Origin of the sequence: Candidatus Nitrosomarinus catalina (assembly GCF_002156965.1) — an archaeon.
Lineage (GTDB): Archaea > Thermoproteota > Nitrososphaeria > Nitrososphaerales > Nitrosopumilaceae > Nitrosopumilus > Nitrosopumilus catalinensis.
In genome coordinates this window covers 1,127,253-1,142,761 of sequence record NZ_CP021324.1, presented here as the reverse complement: position 1 = coordinate 1,142,761, position 15,509 = coordinate 1,127,253, and the positions used below count along the sequence as shown (strand labels likewise).

The 15,509-nt window shown below is 34.8% G+C and carries 17 protein-coding genes and 2 tRNA genes; 15 read left to right on the top strand and 4 right to left on the bottom strand.

The window, feature by feature from the left end:
- The first annotated feature begins 6 nt into the window (after positions 1-6).
- On the top strand, positions 7-1,494 hold the full coding sequence (locus NMSP_RS06900; RefSeq protein WP_086908420.1) for an acetyl-CoA carboxylase biotin carboxylase subunit: 1,488 nt from the start codon (positions 7-9) through the stop codon (positions 1,492-1,494).
- 5 nt (positions 1,495-1,499) lie between these two features.
- Positions 1,500-2,015 carry an acyl-CoA carboxylase biotin carboxyl carrier protein subunit gene (locus NMSP_RS06895; RefSeq protein WP_086908067.1) on the top strand — a complete coding sequence of 172 codons (516 nt, stop codon included), beginning with the start codon at positions 1,500-1,502 and terminating at the stop codon, positions 2,013-2,015.
- A gap of 10 nt (positions 2,016-2,025) precedes the next feature.
- Here the strand turns inward: NMSP_RS06895 and NMSP_RS06890 are convergent, their stop codons facing one another.
- A complete protein-coding gene (locus NMSP_RS06890) occupies positions 2,026-2,490 on the bottom strand; it encodes a redoxin domain-containing protein (protein WP_086908066.1) in 465 nt (154 codons plus the stop codon).
- 155 nt (positions 2,491-2,645) lie between these two features.
- Here NMSP_RS06890 and NMSP_RS06885 point away from each other — a divergent pair, with 155 nt between their 5' ends.
- The 11 genes from NMSP_RS06885 to NMSP_RS06835 are packed head-to-tail and all read left to right on the top strand — an operon-like array spanning position 2,646 to position 12,982.
- Positions 2,646-2,978, top strand: coding sequence for an NADH-quinone oxidoreductase subunit A (locus tag NMSP_RS06885; protein WP_086908419.1), 333 nt, complete (start codon positions 2,646-2,648; stop codon positions 2,976-2,978).
- 40 nt (positions 2,979-3,018) lie between these two features.
- The gene (locus tag NMSP_RS06880; protein ID WP_067959805.1) at positions 3,019-3,543 is read left to right on the top strand and encodes an NADH-quinone oxidoreductase subunit B; all 525 of its coding nucleotides are present in this window, start codon (positions 3,019-3,021) and stop codon (positions 3,541-3,543) included.
- A complete protein-coding gene (locus NMSP_RS06875; protein ID WP_086908065.1) occupies positions 3,543-4,118 on the top strand; it encodes an NADH-quinone oxidoreductase subunit C in 576 nt (191 codons plus the stop codon). The genes NMSP_RS06880 and NMSP_RS06875 overlap by 1 nt, the downstream gene beginning before the upstream one ends.
- Before the next feature lies 1 nt (position 4,119).
- Entirely contained in the window at positions 4,120-5,256 is a 1,137-nt protein-coding gene (locus NMSP_RS06870; protein ID WP_086908064.1) for an NADH-quinone oxidoreductase subunit D, read from the top strand.
- Complete coding sequence (gene nuoH, locus NMSP_RS06865; protein WP_086908063.1) at positions 5,257-6,570, top strand: NADH-quinone oxidoreductase subunit NuoH; 1,314 nt, start codon at positions 5,257-5,259, stop codon at positions 6,568-6,570.
- Complete coding sequence (locus NMSP_RS06860) at positions 6,567-7,067, top strand: NADH-quinone oxidoreductase subunit I (RefSeq protein WP_067959686.1); 501 nt, start codon at positions 6,567-6,569, stop codon at positions 7,065-7,067. Before nuoH ends, NMSP_RS06860 begins: the two co-directional genes overlap by 4 nt.
- Positions 7,060-7,572 (top strand): NADH-quinone oxidoreductase subunit J family protein, encoded by a 513-nt coding sequence (locus NMSP_RS06855; protein WP_086908062.1) that lies wholly within the window; start codon positions 7,060-7,062, stop codon positions 7,570-7,572. Before NMSP_RS06860 ends, NMSP_RS06855 begins: the two co-directional genes overlap by 8 nt.
- Positions 7,553-7,858: an NADH-quinone oxidoreductase subunit NuoK gene (gene nuoK / locus NMSP_RS06850; RefSeq protein WP_086908061.1), complete on the top strand. Its 306-nt coding sequence runs from the start codon at positions 7,553-7,555 to the stop codon at positions 7,856-7,858. Before NMSP_RS06855 ends, nuoK begins: the two co-directional genes overlap by 20 nt.
- Positions 7,858-9,411 carry a complex I subunit 4 family protein gene (locus NMSP_RS06845; protein WP_086908060.1) on the top strand — a complete coding sequence of 518 codons (1,554 nt, stop codon included), beginning with the start codon at positions 7,858-7,860 and terminating at the stop codon, positions 9,409-9,411. The genes nuoK and NMSP_RS06845 overlap by 1 nt, the downstream gene beginning before the upstream one ends.
- A gap of 3 nt (positions 9,412-9,414) precedes the next feature.
- Entirely contained in the window at positions 9,415-11,484 is a 2,070-nt protein-coding gene (locus NMSP_RS06840; RefSeq protein ID WP_086908059.1) for an NADH-quinone oxidoreductase subunit 5 family protein, read from the top strand.
- A gap of 13 nt (positions 11,485-11,497) precedes the next feature.
- Positions 11,498-12,982 (top strand): NADH-quinone oxidoreductase subunit N, encoded by a 1,485-nt coding sequence (locus NMSP_RS06835; RefSeq protein WP_086908058.1) that lies wholly within the window; start codon positions 11,498-11,500, stop codon positions 12,980-12,982.
- On the opposite strand, the gene NMSP_RS06830 is transcribed toward NMSP_RS06835, so the two are convergent.
- Positions 12,972-13,823, bottom strand: coding sequence for a polyprenyl synthetase family protein (locus NMSP_RS06830; protein WP_086908057.1), 852 nt, complete (start codon positions 13,821-13,823; stop codon positions 12,972-12,974). The genes NMSP_RS06835 and NMSP_RS06830 overlap by 11 nt on opposite strands.
- 40 nt (positions 13,824-13,863) lie before the next feature.
- A tRNA-Glu gene (locus NMSP_RS06825) sits at positions 13,864-13,942 on the bottom strand.
- Positions 13,943-14,023: 81 nt separating this feature from the next.
- Here NMSP_RS06825 and NMSP_RS06820 point away from each other — a divergent pair.
- Positions 14,024-14,656, top strand: a complete 633-nt coding sequence (locus NMSP_RS06820; protein ID WP_086908056.1) for an iron-containing redox enzyme family protein — start codon at positions 14,024-14,026, stop codon at positions 14,654-14,656.
- A 41-nt stretch (positions 14,657-14,697) separates the two neighbouring features.
- Positions 14,698-14,771: transfer RNA gene (locus tag NMSP_RS06815), tRNA-Ile, on the top strand.
- Positions 14,772-14,883: 112 nt separating this feature from the next.
- Here the strand turns inward: NMSP_RS06815 and pyrE are convergent.
- Complete coding sequence (gene pyrE / locus NMSP_RS06810; protein WP_086908055.1) at positions 14,884-15,489, bottom strand: orotate phosphoribosyltransferase; 606 nt, start codon at positions 15,487-15,489, stop codon at positions 14,884-14,886.
- Positions 15,490-15,509 lie beyond the last annotated feature (20 nt).

Below are 15,509 nucleotides of genomic sequence, written 5' to 3'. Positions count from 1 at the left end.
TTGAAGATGATTGAGAAAGTACTTATCGCTAACAGAGGAGAAATCGCTTTACGTGTAATTAGAACTTGTAAAGCACTTGGAATCAAAACAGTTGCTGTATATTCTGATGAAGACACAAATTCATTACATGTTAAACAAGCATCTGAAGCATATCATATTGGTGAAGCTGCACCTGCTAAATCATATCTTAATCAAGAAAAAATTCTAGATGTAATGTTATCTTCTGGTGCAGATGCTGTACATCCTGGTTATGGATTCCTTTCTGAAAATGATGATTTTGCTAGATTGTGTGAGAAAAATAAAATTACATTTATTGGTCCATCTGCAGATTCAATGAATCTTTGTGGTGATAAGATGGAATGTAAAGCTGCAATGTTAAAAGCTAAAGTTCCAACTGTCCCTGGAAGTCCTGGCTTAGTAAAGGATGCAGAAGATGCAGCAAAAGTTGCAAATGAAATAGGATATCCTGTTATGTTAAAATCAGTTTATGGTGGTGGAGGTCGTGGAATTAGAATTGTAACAAATGACAAAGAATTACACGAAGGTTTTGAAACAGTAACCTCAGAATCTATTGCTGCTGTTGGAAAATCTGCAATCATTGTTGAGAAATTCTTAGAAAAAACAAGACACATTGAATATCAAATGTGCAGAGATCAACATGGAAATGCAGTACATCTCTTTGAGAGAGAATGTTCTATTCAAAGAAGAAATCAAAAACTAATTGAACAAACCCCTTCTCCTGTGGTAGATGATGCAAAAAGAGAAGAAATTGGTGAAATAGTTGTTAGAGCAGCAGAGGCAGTTGATTATACAAATCTTGGAACTGCTGAATTCTTAAGAGCTGACAATGGTGAATTTTATTTTATTGAGATTAATGCAAGACTCCAAGTAGAACACCCAATTAGTGAAATGGTTTCAGGATTAGACTTTGTCAAACTACAAATTGATATTGCAAATGGAGAGCCGCTACCATTCAAACAAAAGGATCTAAAGATGAATGGTTATGCAATTGAATGTAGAATTAATGCTGAAGATACCTTTTTGGACTTTGCACCTTCAACAGGACCAGTTCCAGATGTTACAATTCCTTCAGGACCTAATGTTAGATGTGACACTTATCTTTACCCTGGATGCACTGTTTCTCCATTTTATGATTCACTAATGGCAAAACTCTGTACATGGGGACCAACATTTGAAGAGTCTAGAACTAGAATGCTTACTGCATTAAATGATATGTATGTTCAAGGTGTTGAAACCTCTATTCCTCTTTACAAAACAATCCTTAATTCTGAAGAATACAAAAATGGAGAATTGTCTACTGACTTTTTGAAACGTTATGATGTGATTGATAAATTAACTGAAGATCTTAAACAAGAAAAAGAAAATAAAACTGAAGCCGCATTAGCTGCTGCAATTATTCATTCTGAATACTTTAAGAGCCAAGTACAAAATAATTCTAACAATAGCGCAAACTGGAAAAATAAACTGGACTGATAGATATGACTAATTTTAAAATCCAAGAAATTGAAAAATCATTTGATGGAAAAATTCTAGAAAATCTCGGTGACAATGATTACATAATCAAAATTAATGATAATGAACACAAATTAAAAATAATTAGTATGAATTCACGTGGAATAGAATTTATCTTAAATCAACAATACCACAAGGCAAAATATCTTGAACAATCCACAAATGAAATGAATATTGTTATAGATAATGTACCAATGACTATCAATCTACATACTCATTATGATAAAGTCGTTTACAAAAATTCTGGTGGAAGTAGTTCTGGCGGAGCACAAATAGCATTAAAAAGTCAAATTCCTGGTAAAGTAGTTTCAATTTCAGTTGAACATGGGGATTCAGTAAAGAAAGGTGATGTTGTTTGTACTTTGGAGTCTATGAAAATGCAAGTTGCAGTAAAAGCACACAAAGATGGAGTTATCCGAAATATTAAAGCTAAAGAAGGCGCATCTGTTGCAAAAGGCGATATAATTTCAGATATAGAATAAAAAAATTATTTTATTTTAAAAAGTTTTTAATTTCTTCGTAATTTGGTTCTTTTAATGGATCTTCTGATACCCATTTGTATCCAACTTTTCCATCTTCCATAATTATGAATACTGAACGTTTTGCTGCATTGTAGTCTTTGATGTGCAATAGATCTTTTAATAAGATATCATACTCTTTGATTGTTTTACTTGTATAATCTCCTAATAGTGGAAAATTGAAATTATGTTTCTCTGCAAATGCTTTATTTGCAAAGGGTCCATCATTACTAATTGAAATTATTTGTGCACCCATATCTGAAATTTCTTTCCATGAATCTCTGAATGTGCATAATTCAACCTCACATACTGGTGAACTTGCTGCTACTATGAATGATAATACGATCTTTTTACCCTTAAATTCATCTAAAGTCCTCATTTTTAATTCTGTATCAGGGAGTTCAAAATTTGGAGCAAGATCGCCTACATTCAATACCATGATCGGAAATTTACTATATCCTATTAATTACTTTTCAAATTCTTCATTTCCAATAACCCGATCGAAAAAACGAAGCATATCTTATTATATAAAACTCAGAGATGAAAGTTAAATTGGTCGGAGAATTAGCGGGCAATTATAGCACCGTAGTATTGATGTTCGGGTTCGCAGTAGTAGCAATGGCACCCGCATTATTGATTTCTCGAATGATTTCACCACGTAAAAAGAGTAATCCTGTAAAATTTTTGCCAATGGAATGTGGACAAGTTCCAAGCGGTGAGGGTAGAACTCATTTTATGATGCAGTATTACCCGTACATTTTGATGTTCGTAATTTTTGATGTAGTTGCAATTTTCTTATATGCTTGGGGTAGTGCACTTTTGGAACTTCCGAAAAGTGCAACTTTACCAATGATAGGATTTTTAGCAATAATGTTTGGTGCAATGTCTTTTGCACTTTATCAATCAGGGAGAAGAAGAATTTGGTAGTTATTTATAGAAATGATGACAAAGGGGGTTGGGAATAAAATTGCTTAAAGATTTAGTAACACCAGAAAATGCAAATGTCTTCATTGGAAAACTTGGAGATATTTTGGAAAAAGCAATTGACAAACCATTGGGCTATGCTATCAATTGGGGTAGAATTTGGTCACTTTGGCCTGTGCATATTGAAACAGCTTGTTGTAGTGTTGAGTTTGGTGCAGCATCAAGTCCTAGATACGATGTTGAAAGATTTGGTATCATTGAAGCATTTGGATCACTAAGACAATGTGATCTTATTGTTGTACAAGGTACCATTACAAGAAAAATGGCTCCACGTTTAAGATTAGTTTATGATCAAATGCCAGAACCAAAATATGTGATTGCTATGGGAGCTTGTGCAATTACTGGAGGATTGTATTTTGATTCATACAATGTACTTCCAGGAATTGATGGAGTTCTTCCAGTTGATGTTTATGTTCCAGGTTGCCCACCTAGACCTGAAACTCTCATACAAGGATGTATTTTGTTACAAGAAAAAATTAAGAGAATGAAGGCTAGGAAGTTTGTATGATGAGTTCTGACACTGAAGCAAAAACTGAAACTAAACCAGCTGCAAAACCAGCTGCAAAACCAGCTGCAAAACCAGTAGAATTACCTGCTTTTGAAAAAAGTATTTCTGATAAAGTTGTTGAAAAATTTGGTGATAAAGTAGAAGTTGAATTTGTTAAAGAAAATAGAGTTGGAATTAAAGCTAAAAGAGAAGACGTTCATGATGTTGCAGAATTTATTCGAGATGGATTGAATTATGATCATGTAGAATCAGTTTCAGGAGTAGATTACCCACAGGATAAAGAAATTGAGGTAGTTTATCATATTGGCTCTTATTCGGACTCATCATTGGCTAAACAAATCCTTGTTTTATCTACTAGAGCACAAAGAGAGGAAAATCCACTTCCTGGAAAAGATGCAACAAAATTACCTTCTCTTAGAGATATATTCTACAGTGTAGAATTTCACGAAAGAGAAGTTTTTGAAATGTTTGGAGTTTATTTTAATGGTCATCCAGATAACCGACGATTACTTTTGCCTGAAGATTGGGCAGATTTACCACCTCTCAGAAAGGACTTTGCAATAAAAGGACGATAGAATGACTGCAGAATTACCCCCTGGATTAGCAATCCAAAAAGTTGACGAGAGAATTATGACTCTCAATGTTGGACCACAACATCCTGGTTCTGGACATATGAGAATTATTGTACAAATTGATGGTGATTATATTGTAGCTTGTGATCCTGATCCAGGTTATGTACACCGTGGAGAGGAAAAAATGGCTGAATATAGAAATTATATTACAAACATTCCTCACTTAGAAAGACCAGTAATTCATGATTCATGTAATGTTCTTTATCCATATGTTTTGGGCGTAGAAGAACTACTTGGTATTGAAGTTCCAGAACGTGCAAAATATGTCCGAGTAATCTGTTCAGAATTAAATCGTTGTATTTACACAATGTACTGGCTTGCAATTTATGGAATCTTCTTAGGTCATTCTACAATGTTTATGTGGCCAGCTGGAGACCGTGAACTCTTAATTGATTTAATGGAAAAAATAAGTGGTGCAAGAGTAACACATGCACACTTTGTTCCAGGTGGAGTTAGAAATGATTTACCACCAAACTTTGAAGAAGTATGTCTACGTCAAGTCAATTACTTTGAGAAACGTATCAAAGAATATGCTGCAGTCTTTTATGACAATCCAATTTTAATTTCAAGAACAAGAGATACTGGAGTTCTTTCCCGTGAGGATGCAATTAGACTTGGAACAACTGGTTCTGTTTTACGTGCAAGTGGAGTAGATTATGATCTTAGACAAAAGGAACCTTATGATGTCTATGAGGAATTGGATGTTCATAGTAATGTGATGAAAGAAGGTGATTCTTACGCAAGATCCAAAGTACCATGGCTTGATATGATGGAGAGTTGTAATATTATTAGACAAGCATTACAAAAAATGCCAAAGTCTGGCTCTGTTAGAGTTAAACTAAAACCAAATCCAAAAGGTAAAGGATTGGATTCTGTTTACAAACGTGTAGAATCTGGAAGAGGTTCTTTGGGATGTCATATTGTTTCTGATGGTAAAGTTGAACCATACCGATTAAAACTGAGTGTTGGTTCATTTAGAAATCTAATTGCTTTACCATATTTGTTAAAAGGTGAAAAACTTGGTAACATGCCATCTGTTTATTGGAGTCTTAATTATTGGCCAGTGGAGGCAGACCGATAAATGTCTGTAATTGCACCAAATTTCAAACTTAGTGGATTTATCAAATCTATTATCGACGATGTTGTTTGGTTCCTTTTGATATTTTCATTAATTGGTTTCCCTGTAATCATGATGATATTATTTTATATTCCGATGCCAGTTATTGATGGCGAATTACTTACACCATTTTTGGCATTTACTTATTTAGCGGATCCAACGCGAACACTTCCAATTGTTCAAGCATTTATGACAACTGATATGTTTAAAGTAATGGCATTTCCTGGATTTGGTTTTGCTGCATTATTAGCTGCTGGTACTATTTTTGTTGAAAGAAAAATGTTGGCAAAATTACAATTAAGAGTTGGTCCTTTTTACTGTGGAAAAGTAGAAGGCATTTTACAATTAGCAGGTGATGGTTTAAAATTAATTTCCAAAGAAATTATCATTCCAGCAAAAGCTGATAAGCCAATTTTTTGGGCAGCGCCAGTTCTGTTTGTTGCATCTGCAGCAGCATTTGTTGCATTGATTCCAGTTGCACCGGGTTGGGTAGTTGCAGATGTAGATATGGGATTGCTTGCTGTTTTTGCTGTAATTGGATTTTTCCCAATTGTAACAATTCTTTCTGCATGGTCTGCAAATAGTAAATTTCCATTCATTGGAGGAATTAGAGCATTATTCCAAATGGTTTCATTTGAAATTCCGTTAATCTTATCATTACTAGGAGTTGTAATGGTTACTGGAACTCTTAACTTATCTGAAATTGCTGCAAGTCAATCTAGTTTCCCATGGATTGTATTTTTACCAGTAGGTGCAATTGTATTTTTCATTACAATGCTTGCAGAATTAGAAAGAATTCCATTTGATTTACCTGAAGCAGAAAGTGAAATTGTTGCTGGATGGTTAACTGAATTATCTGGAATGATGTATGGACTCGTTCAATTAGGAACTTATTTGAAACTTTACGCATTTGCAGCACTGTTTGTTGTATTATTCCTCGGTGGATGGAATGGTCCAATGATAGTTCCACCATTCCCAATGGAACTTGCTACTGAAGGAATTGAACTTGGTCCTGTAACTGCAAAGATAGGTGGATTGGAACCATTACTTAGTCAAGTAATTACTCAAGAAATGATTAATGGAACATTGATGTTTGTTCTAAAGACTGTTGGCGTAATCTTCTTTATACTATTACCAAGAGGCGTTTTCCCAAGAATCAGAATTGATATGTTGTTAAGTCTTGGATGGACAAAATTGATCGGTCTTGCTTTCGTTAACATCTTTATTGCACTAGCTTTGGTTTACGCTGGAGTGCTCGGGCCAGGAGGATTACAATGACAAATACTGCTACAGGAATTGTACGTGCCCTAAATTCTGGAATTAAACATATTGCAACTAAACGATTTACTCTTCGCTATCCTGAGGAGAAACTAAAGTTTGTGGGTGATGGTTATCAATTTGATCCATCTACGGGTGTTGGAATTGCTGGACTAAAGGGTCGTCATATGTTATTCCATGATCACTGTACTGGATGTCAATTATGTTCTATTGCATGTGAGGGTGTTGCTGAAGCTATAGCAATGGTAAAAGTTCCAGAAGAACAAAAACAAAATAAAAAATCTATAATGCCTCAAATTGATTATGGGAAATGTGTTTTTTGTGGTTTATGTGTAGACGCATGTCCATTTTATGCACTTTACATGACTAATGATTACGAATTATCTTCATTTAGTAAAGAAGGTTTAATCTATACTCCTGCACAACTTGCAGTCAAACCTTATGTTGAACAAGATAGTGAAATTGTAATTACTAAAAACGGAGCAACTCATGGCTGATGCTGTATTTCTTGCATTAACTGTTATCACAATTGGTTCTGCAATTGCAGCACTTGAAATGAGATCTTTAATTTATGGTTCAATTGCATTGATGGGAACTCTCGGTGGTATTGCTGGTTTCTTCTTTATACTTGATGCACCATTTGTTGCATTGTTCCAACTAGCAGTTTACGTTGGCTCAATTGCAGTTTTAATTTTATTCACTGTAATGCTTGTCAAAAGAGAACTTATCTTTAAAAAAATTGAGGATAGAAAAAGAAAGTTTGCTGGAATTGGTTTAATGTTAATTATTATGGTATCTTTGGGTGCTGTATTCTTAGACTCTGGAATTAAAACAATAACTACTGATGAACCTGCAGTTGATTTTAGAGATATTGGTACAGACTTTGTCACTTACTATTGGCCAGCATTAATTTTGATGGGCTTAATTTTGGCCGGTTCTGTAACTGGTGCATTAGTTTTAGCTAGAAGAGAGGATGTGGAGAATGACCAACGAGTTAGTTGATTTTACACTAGTTTCTATTGCTTTACTGGCAATAGGAATCTATGGACTTGCAGTAAAGCGTAATTTCATTAGAATGTTATTTGCTGTTGAAATTATTATTAATGCCGCAAATCTTAATCTTGTCGCATTTGGTAGATTTATTCCTGACAGTGCTGGTCAAACTTTGGCATTATTTTCAATCGCAATTGCAGCAGCAGAAGTAGCTGTTGGATTATCTTTAATCATTGTAGCATACAGAATGTATCAAAATGTCGATATTGCAGACTTTAGGAGCTTGAAAGGATAATGGAATATGCATTATTGCAGGCTGTTTTCCTGCCATTACTGTTATCTCCGGTGGCCTATATTCTTGGACGAAAAGTAGGTCCTACCCCTGCAATGTGGTTTACATTTGCAATTTTACTTTACACTACTATTCTAGTAATCAACGCAGCACTATCTGGAACTGTTGAAGAACATTATCCGTGGACAGAACAATTTGGTGAATTTGGTTTCTTACTAGATGGACTTGCTTCACCATTTGCAATTATGATTTATGTTTTGTCTACGATCTTGGCAATCTATTCAAAACCATACATGATTCATAAATTCCATGAACAATTTGAAGAAGAACAAAAAATTAACCATTCAGAGAGTGGACAGTCTTCTATTGTTGAATCATCTGCTTTACAAAATTATGTAAATGCTAAATCTGGTCTTTACTTTGCACTTTATCTTGTATTTGCAATGGGAATGCTTGGAACCGTTCTTGCAACAAATCTGATTGAATTTTACATTTTCTTTGAAGTTATGTTAATTCCAGGTTTCTTTATGGTTGCTTTATGGGGTGATGGACCAAGAAGAAAAATTGGTTTAATGTTCTTATTCTGGACCCATGCTGGTGCAGTTGTTCTATTACTTGGATTTTTGATGATAGGTCTAACACTTGGTAGCTTTGACTTTGCAGATATTCAAGAATCTGAACTTCCTGCTGACATTGCGATGTATTCAGCGGTAGCTATTTCGATCGGACTTGGTGTAAAACTTGCAGTTTTCTTGTATCATATTTGGCTTCCATATGTTCACGGTGCAGCACCTACACCAATCAGTGCATTATTGTCTCCAGCTATGATTGGAATTGGAGCTTATGGTCTCTTTAGATTAGTTGTTGAATTCTTACCTGTAACATTTTCAGAACTTGCAATTTGGTTCCATATTTGGGGTCTTGTAACTATGATTTACGGTGGTGCTATGGCATTGATGCAAGATGACTTGAAACGTTTCCTTGCTTATTCAAGTATCAGTCAAATGGGATATTTGCTATTTGGAATAGGATCAATGTCTGCATACGGTCTTGCAGGAGCTGAAATGATGTATGTTACTCACGCTATTGGAAAAGGTATTCTCTTCATGATGGCTGGAATTATTATTGTTAAAGTTGGTACGAGAAGTATTAAGAAACTTGGAGGACTTGCTGGAAAGATGCCAATCACTGCAGTATGTGCAGTTATTGGTGCACTCACAATAATGGGAGTGCCACCAACCAGTGGATTTATGGGTGAATGGATTATGTTTTACGGTGCATTAGAAACAGCTATTGCAGAAGGTTCTACACTTAGAGCCGTAGCATTTGGATTAGGTCTTGTTGCAACTGCATTAACAATGTCTTACATGCTTTGGATGTTGAAACGTGTATTCTTTGGTAAACTTCCTGAACATCTTCAAAATGTCAAAGAAGGAAGTTGGTATATGACAATTCCAATGATGATATTAGCAGGATTTTCAATTGTTGTGGGAATTTATCCAGATATTTTCTTGAAGACAATTATTCCTTACATGAATGGAGTGATGGGGGTTTAGATTATGGCAACTGAATTAATGGGATTTGAAATTACAAGTGCATGGTTAATCTGGATGCTTCCATTTGCTGCAGCATTAATTATGCCAGGTATTGGAAAATTATCTCAAAATGCAACAAAGTATGTTGCCGTTGGATTTGCTCTAATGAGTGCTGTGTCTGCAGCATCCTTAATCCCTCTTGCATTAGAAGCAGGTGAAGTTCATAGTCAATTGATGTGGATTGAAGCACTTGGAATTAAAGCTGGTGTACTGGCAGATCCTCTTTCAATTATAATGGCAAATGTTGTTGCTTGGATTTCCTTCTTGATTATGATTTACAGTACTGGATATATGAAAGGCGATAAAGACATTACCAGATTTTGGTTCTGGATGATGTTCTTTATTGGTTCAATGCAATTAATTGTATTATCTGACAACTTACTTCAAGTATTCTTTGGTTGGGAGGGTGTAGGACTTGCATCTTATGCTCTGATCAGCTTTTGGTATCGTGATAAAAAGAAAGATCATGTTGGTACTGAAGGACGTACTGTTCTTGGAATGTTAGATTACTATTCACCAACACACGCTGGTATGAAGGCATTCATCATGACAAAAGTTGGAGATGTAATGATGATTGCTGGTATGCTTTTGATATTCTTGTTTGCAGGTACTTTTGGATTTAAAGAATTAATGGGTGACACTGATTGGGCAACTGCGATGGCTGCTCAAGGATTACTAGTTCCTGCCTTTGTTTTACTATTTGGTGGTGCAATGGGTAAATCTGCACAATTCCCATTAAACGAGTGGTTGTTAGAAGCAATGACTGGACCTACTGCAGTATCTGCATTAATTCATGCAGCAACAATGGTCAAAGCAGGTGTATTCTTGGTAGCAAGAATTGGTCCACTTGTATTTGCATTGGGTGCAGCAGGAATTTTAGCAGATCAATTCTTTGAAATTGTTGCTTGGACAGGTGCAATTACTGCATTATTACTTGCAACACAAGGAATGGTTAATCCTGAAATTAAGAAAGTTTTAGCATATTCTACAGGTTCTCAAATTGGTTATATGATGATGGCATTAGGTGTAGCAGGATTATCTCATCAATATGTTGATGGTTATACTGCAGGATTTTTCCACTTAATTTCTCACGCAATGTTCAAGGCTTCATTATTCATGGCAGCAGGTTCTTTACTGCATATTGTTGGCTCTCGATTTATGACCGATATGGGTGGTCTGAGAAAGCATATGAAGAAAACGTATGCATTCATGTGGGCTGCAGGCCTTGGTTTAATGGGAGCACCATTTATCACAACAGGTTTCTGGAGTAAAGATGCAATCTTTGCAGCAGTATATGAATCTGGAAACGAATGGGCATTGCCATTATTCATTATCGCTGTTTTAACTGCCATAATTACAGCATTCTATACCACAAGAATGATTGGTTTGGTATTCTTTGGTAAGAAGAGTAAACATATTGAAAAGATGGAAGAGGAAGGACATCATATTCATGAAGCATCAGTATCTATGTGGGTCCCATATGGTATTCTTGCAGTACTTACAATTGGTATTGGTATCATTGGATTATCTGCAGAAGAAGGATTACATCATACGTTTGAATATTATCTTAAAAACTCATTTGGAATTTATAGTTCACATGCAGCAGCAGATGAATCCTCAATATTGCCAGAATTCTTACAAGGACTTAATCCAGTTGCATTAGGTGCATCATTAGTAGCATTTGCTACTGGTATTGGATTAGGTTACATCTTTTACATTGGAAGATGGGTTGATCCTGTTAAATTTGTAAATTCAAATATTTTCTTTTATGCAATTCACAAGCTTTTCTTAAACAGATGGTATCTTAACGCAATTGTCTATTGGTGCTTTGTTACAACACCATTATGGTTGGCTAGAGGCGTTTCAAGATACTTTGAGAAAACAGCAATTGATTACGGTATGAATGATGGAGTTCAAAAAGCAGTTAGTTGGAGTGCTAAAGTAATTCAGGGCACTCAAACCGGTGTTTCACAATCGTATCTATTTGTATTTGGAGCAGGATTATTATTTGTAGTTCTGATACTGTTGATGTAGGAGATTTGATGACATGTTAGAAATTACTTCAACTCCTCTTGTAATAATCGGTATATTGGGTACCGTTGGTATTTTACTTCCAATAATTAGCATTGCACGAAAAGAACAAGGTTCTAATACATTTTATGCCATTATTGCATTTGCAGCATTAATCGTATCTATGGGATATGTTGGATATCAATTCCTAGAAGAAAATGTGTCTCCGTCTGCTCTGTTTGCTGAAGATGTAGTTGTTGATGATGCATTTGGTGGTTTCTTTGCAATTGCCATGTTGATAGTTGCTTTGTTCACCACTGTTGGCTCCTTTAATTACATGAGAAAACATAACTCTCCAGCTGTTTACTATTCTCTAATTTTACTTGCAACTATTGGTATGGTTCTAGTTGCCTACTCAACTGATCTTGTAATGTTATTTGTTGCATGGGAACTAATGAGTATTCCAACATACATTTTGGTTGGATTTAGGAAAAAGAACCCAAGCTCAAATGAAGCTGCTTTGAAATATTTCTTGTTTGGTGCATTATCTTCAGCAATTATTGTTTATGGTATTTCACTTGCATACGGATTAACTGGTTCTACAAATATTGGAGAAGTTATTCAAGGTTATTCAACACTTGATCCATCAATGCTTCCATTAGCGTTATTATCCGTAGGATTGTTTATCGCAGGATTTGGATTCAAGATGGGATTAGTTCCATTCCATCAATGGCTTCCAGATACCTATGAAGGTGCACCTGCACCAATTACTGCACTTCTTGCAGCAGCAACCAAAAAAGCTGGATTTGCTGCAACAATTAGAATTGTAATTCTGGGAATGGTGGTACTGCATCTTGATTGGACTTTAGCACTTGGTATAATTGCAGTTATGACAATGACTATTGGTAATATTGCAGCAATTATGCAAAAGAATATTTCAAGAATGTTAGCATATTCTAGTATTGCACATGCCGGTTACATTTTGATTGGACTTGCAGTTGCCCCACATAGTTCTCTAGGTTTACAAGGTTCATTGTATCAGATAATGAATCATGCAGTTATGAAAGGTGCTGCATTTATTGCAATTGCAGGAATTGTAACAACTCTTGCAGTTACTCATATTGATAAATTGAAAGGACTTGGAAGAAGAATGCCTGTAACTGCATTAGGTCTTGTAATTGCATTATTTGCTCTTGCTGGTATTCCTCCACTTTCTGGATTCTGGAGTAAATTGATGCTATTTGGAAGTGCATTAGATGCAGGTACTGCAATATGGTGGGCTCCATGGCTTGCAATTGCAGGTGTATTAAACAGTGCATTGTCATTAGCTTACTATGGTTGGTTAACAAGGAAAATGTACTTTGAAGGTGAAACTGAAAAGAGAGTTATTGAACCAAGATCTGTTATGGCAATTATGATCATCTCAACAGTCTTCTTGGTAGGATTTGGTGTTTATCCAGAACCATTAATTAAATTTGTAGAACTTGCAACACCAGTACTTAGTATAGGTTCTATGCCTTAAATGAAGTAAATTTAATTAATTCTTCTAGATTCATTTTTGCTTCATTATCTGGAATTTTTCTCAAAAATGTTCTAGCCTTTTCAGAATATTCTTTCAACAATTCTTCCATTTTGTTAAACCCATCTCTTGGATCAACACTTTTCTTAATTAGTAAATTAAATAATTTTTCTTCATTTTTCCAATCTAGTAAATCATCTCTTATTTGATATGCAATTCCAAGATTTTTTCCATATCCTGTCAATGCTTCAATCTCTTCTTCAGTTCCACCAGCTACTATTCCTCCGATTCTTGCTGCAACTTCAAATGCGGTTGCAGTTTTGTATTCTATCACTTTCAAGTAATCATCAAATGTAATGTCTCCACTTTCTTCTAATCTTCCTTCGATAATTTCTCCTTCACTCATTAGCATAGCAGTAGTTGCTAAATCTTTTGTAATTCTTGCATTGTCCAATCTTGATGATATTGCAAGAATTAATCCTAAAACAAAATCTCCTGTTAAGACACTCGTATTGTAACCATATTTTACATGAAAAGGATCTTTTTGTCTTCTCATCGTTTCGTCGTCTATGATATCATCATGAATGATTGATTCCATATGTAAAAATTCTACAGCACATGATGCTGCCAATACATTTTCATCTATTTTCCCTATACTCTCTGCAGATAAACTCAAAATTATTGGTCTAATTCTTTTACCACCTTCTAATGAATATTTTAGAGGTTCAATAAATTCAGATTCTGAATATAGTGCTAGTTCTTTATCCAAAGCAAGATCAATTTTTTTAATATATTCCCCATATGTCTCTAGTAGAGGATTAATTTCGATATTTTTCCTGTCCAAGATAATTGATCAAAACCCCTCTTCATTAGTAATTAAATCTTGGTGCTCCAGCCGGGATTTGAACCCGGGATCACTGCCTTGAAAGGGCAGTATGCTTGACCGGACTACACCACTGGAACCCAAAGAAATTTTTTATTTAGATCATAAAATCTTTTGGTACACAACAAAGATTTTTGTATTGGAAAATTTAGACAAGAATTATGAATATAATTCAAAGAATCGATAAAATTATTGAAGAAAGAAGTCTCCTAAAACACCCATTTTATGAAATGTGGTCTGATGGTAAATTAACTCAAGAATCATTAGCTGGATATTCAAAAGAATATTTCCAACTTGTAAAAGCTGTTCCTGAATTTATGGCACCAATTATTGAAAAAGCACCTAATTCTGTAGTTTCAGAACTAGTTGACAATCAACAAGAAGAATCTGATCACATTAAACCTTGGATTAGTTTTGCAGGAGAACTTGGAATTTCTGAAAACGAATTAATCCCATATTCTGGATTAGAAAAAACTAATCAAGCTGTATCTGATTTGGCTGAATTAATGAATACTTTTGATAGTGGTGCATGTGCAATGTATGCATTTGAAAAAGAAATCCCAAAAATTAGTCAAACAAAACTAGATGGATTATCTGAATTCTATCAAATTACAACTGATAAAGCAACTGAATATTTCAAACTCCATACCGAAGCTGACATTAGACATGCAGCATCTTGGAGAAATATCATTGAAAAATCCAATGCTGATACGAGTGACCTAATTGAAATTGCTGAAAAATCTGTTTCAGCACAAAATTTGTTACTTGACAGTTGTTATGAAGAATACTGTTAACCTCATAACATTTTATACCTCACAAAATTTTTGTTATTTTAGGGCCCGTAACTCAGCTTGGTAGAGTAACCGGCTCATAACCGGTGAGCCAAGGGATCGAAGCCCTTCGGGCCCATTTTTTCAATTAGTTTTAAAATGAGTTAATACAAAAATTACTGGCTGCAATGAAGAATCAGAGTTATATCTGAAATTGATGATTGGAAGGCATTTGTCTGAGCTGCCTTAATTTATTTACTAATTTGCTTTTTTACCTTATCTAAAATTTCTACATTAATCAATTTTTGTTCATATAATATTTCTGTAATTTGTAAGATATTTAGAATTGAGTGCATTTTTACTCCAAGTTCTTTCAAGGCTTCAGTAGCTCCTTCCATTCTGTCTACAATTACATATGCATCTTTAACTGGAACATTTACTTCTGTAAGTGATTTTATTGCATTTACAACTGAACCTCCCGTAGTTGCAACATCATCTATCATCACAACTCTCATACTCTCATGAATTTTTCCTTCAACCGATTTTGAAGTTCCATAATCCTTTGGTTTACTTCTTACATAGATTAGTGGTTTTACTGTTTCAATTGCTAATGCTGAAGCAATAACTAATCCTCCTGTTGGTACAGAAACAATACTTTCAAAATTTTCCAGTCCGATGTCTTCAGTTATTTGATTTTCCAGATATTTTACCATCATCCTAAATTCATGAGGATAGCTAGGAACTAATCTTAAATCAACATAATATGAACTACTTTTCCCACTGGCTAGTGTAAAGTCTCCAAACTTAATTATCTCCTTTTGATGTAAAAAGGTCACAAATTCTTTCACAAACTCCATATCAAAATTCACTACATTGG

Excerpts from the sequence above, each read along its gene's own strand:
- NMSP_RS06900 (WP_086908420.1), top strand. The coding sequence starts at position 7 with ATGATTGAGAAAGTACTTATCGCTAACAGAGGAGAAATCGCTTTACGT.
- NMSP_RS06895 (WP_086908067.1), top strand. The coding sequence starts at position 1,500 with ATGACTAATTTTAAAATCCAAGAAATTGAAAAATCATTTGATGGAAAA.
- NMSP_RS06890 (WP_086908066.1), bottom strand. The coding sequence starts at position 2,490 with ATGGTATTGAATGTAGGCGATCTTGCTCCAAATTTTGAACTCCCTGAT.
- NMSP_RS06885 (WP_086908419.1), top strand. The coding sequence starts at position 2,646 with ATGTTCGGGTTCGCAGTAGTAGCAATGGCACCCGCATTATTGATTTCT.
- NMSP_RS06875 (WP_086908065.1), top strand. The coding sequence starts at position 3,543 with ATGAGTTCTGACACTGAAGCAAAAACTGAAACTAAACCAGCTGCAAAA.
- NMSP_RS06870 (WP_086908064.1), top strand. The coding sequence starts at position 4,120 with ATGACTGCAGAATTACCCCCTGGATTAGCAATCCAAAAAGTTGACGAG.
- nuoH (WP_086908063.1), top strand. The coding sequence starts at position 5,257 with ATGTCTGTAATTGCACCAAATTTCAAACTTAGTGGATTTATCAAATCT.
- NMSP_RS06860 (WP_067959686.1), top strand. The coding sequence starts at position 6,567 with ATGACAAATACTGCTACAGGAATTGTACGTGCCCTAAATTCTGGAATT.
- NMSP_RS06855 (WP_086908062.1), top strand. The coding sequence starts at position 7,060 with ATGGCTGATGCTGTATTTCTTGCATTAACTGTTATCACAATTGGTTCT.
- nuoK (WP_086908061.1), top strand. The coding sequence starts at position 7,553 with ATGACCAACGAGTTAGTTGATTTTACACTAGTTTCTATTGCTTTACTG.
- NMSP_RS06845 (WP_086908060.1), top strand. The coding sequence starts at position 7,858 with ATGGAATATGCATTATTGCAGGCTGTTTTCCTGCCATTACTGTTATCT.
- NMSP_RS06840 (WP_086908059.1), top strand. The coding sequence starts at position 9,415 with ATGGCAACTGAATTAATGGGATTTGAAATTACAAGTGCATGGTTAATC.
- NMSP_RS06835 (WP_086908058.1), top strand. The coding sequence starts at position 11,498 with ATGTTAGAAATTACTTCAACTCCTCTTGTAATAATCGGTATATTGGGT.
- NMSP_RS06820 (WP_086908056.1), top strand. The coding sequence starts at position 14,024 with ATGAATATAATTCAAAGAATCGATAAAATTATTGAAGAAAGAAGTCTC.
- pyrE (WP_086908055.1), bottom strand. The coding sequence starts at position 15,489 with ATGGAGTTTGTGAAAGAATTTGTGACCTTTTTACATCAAAAGGAGATA.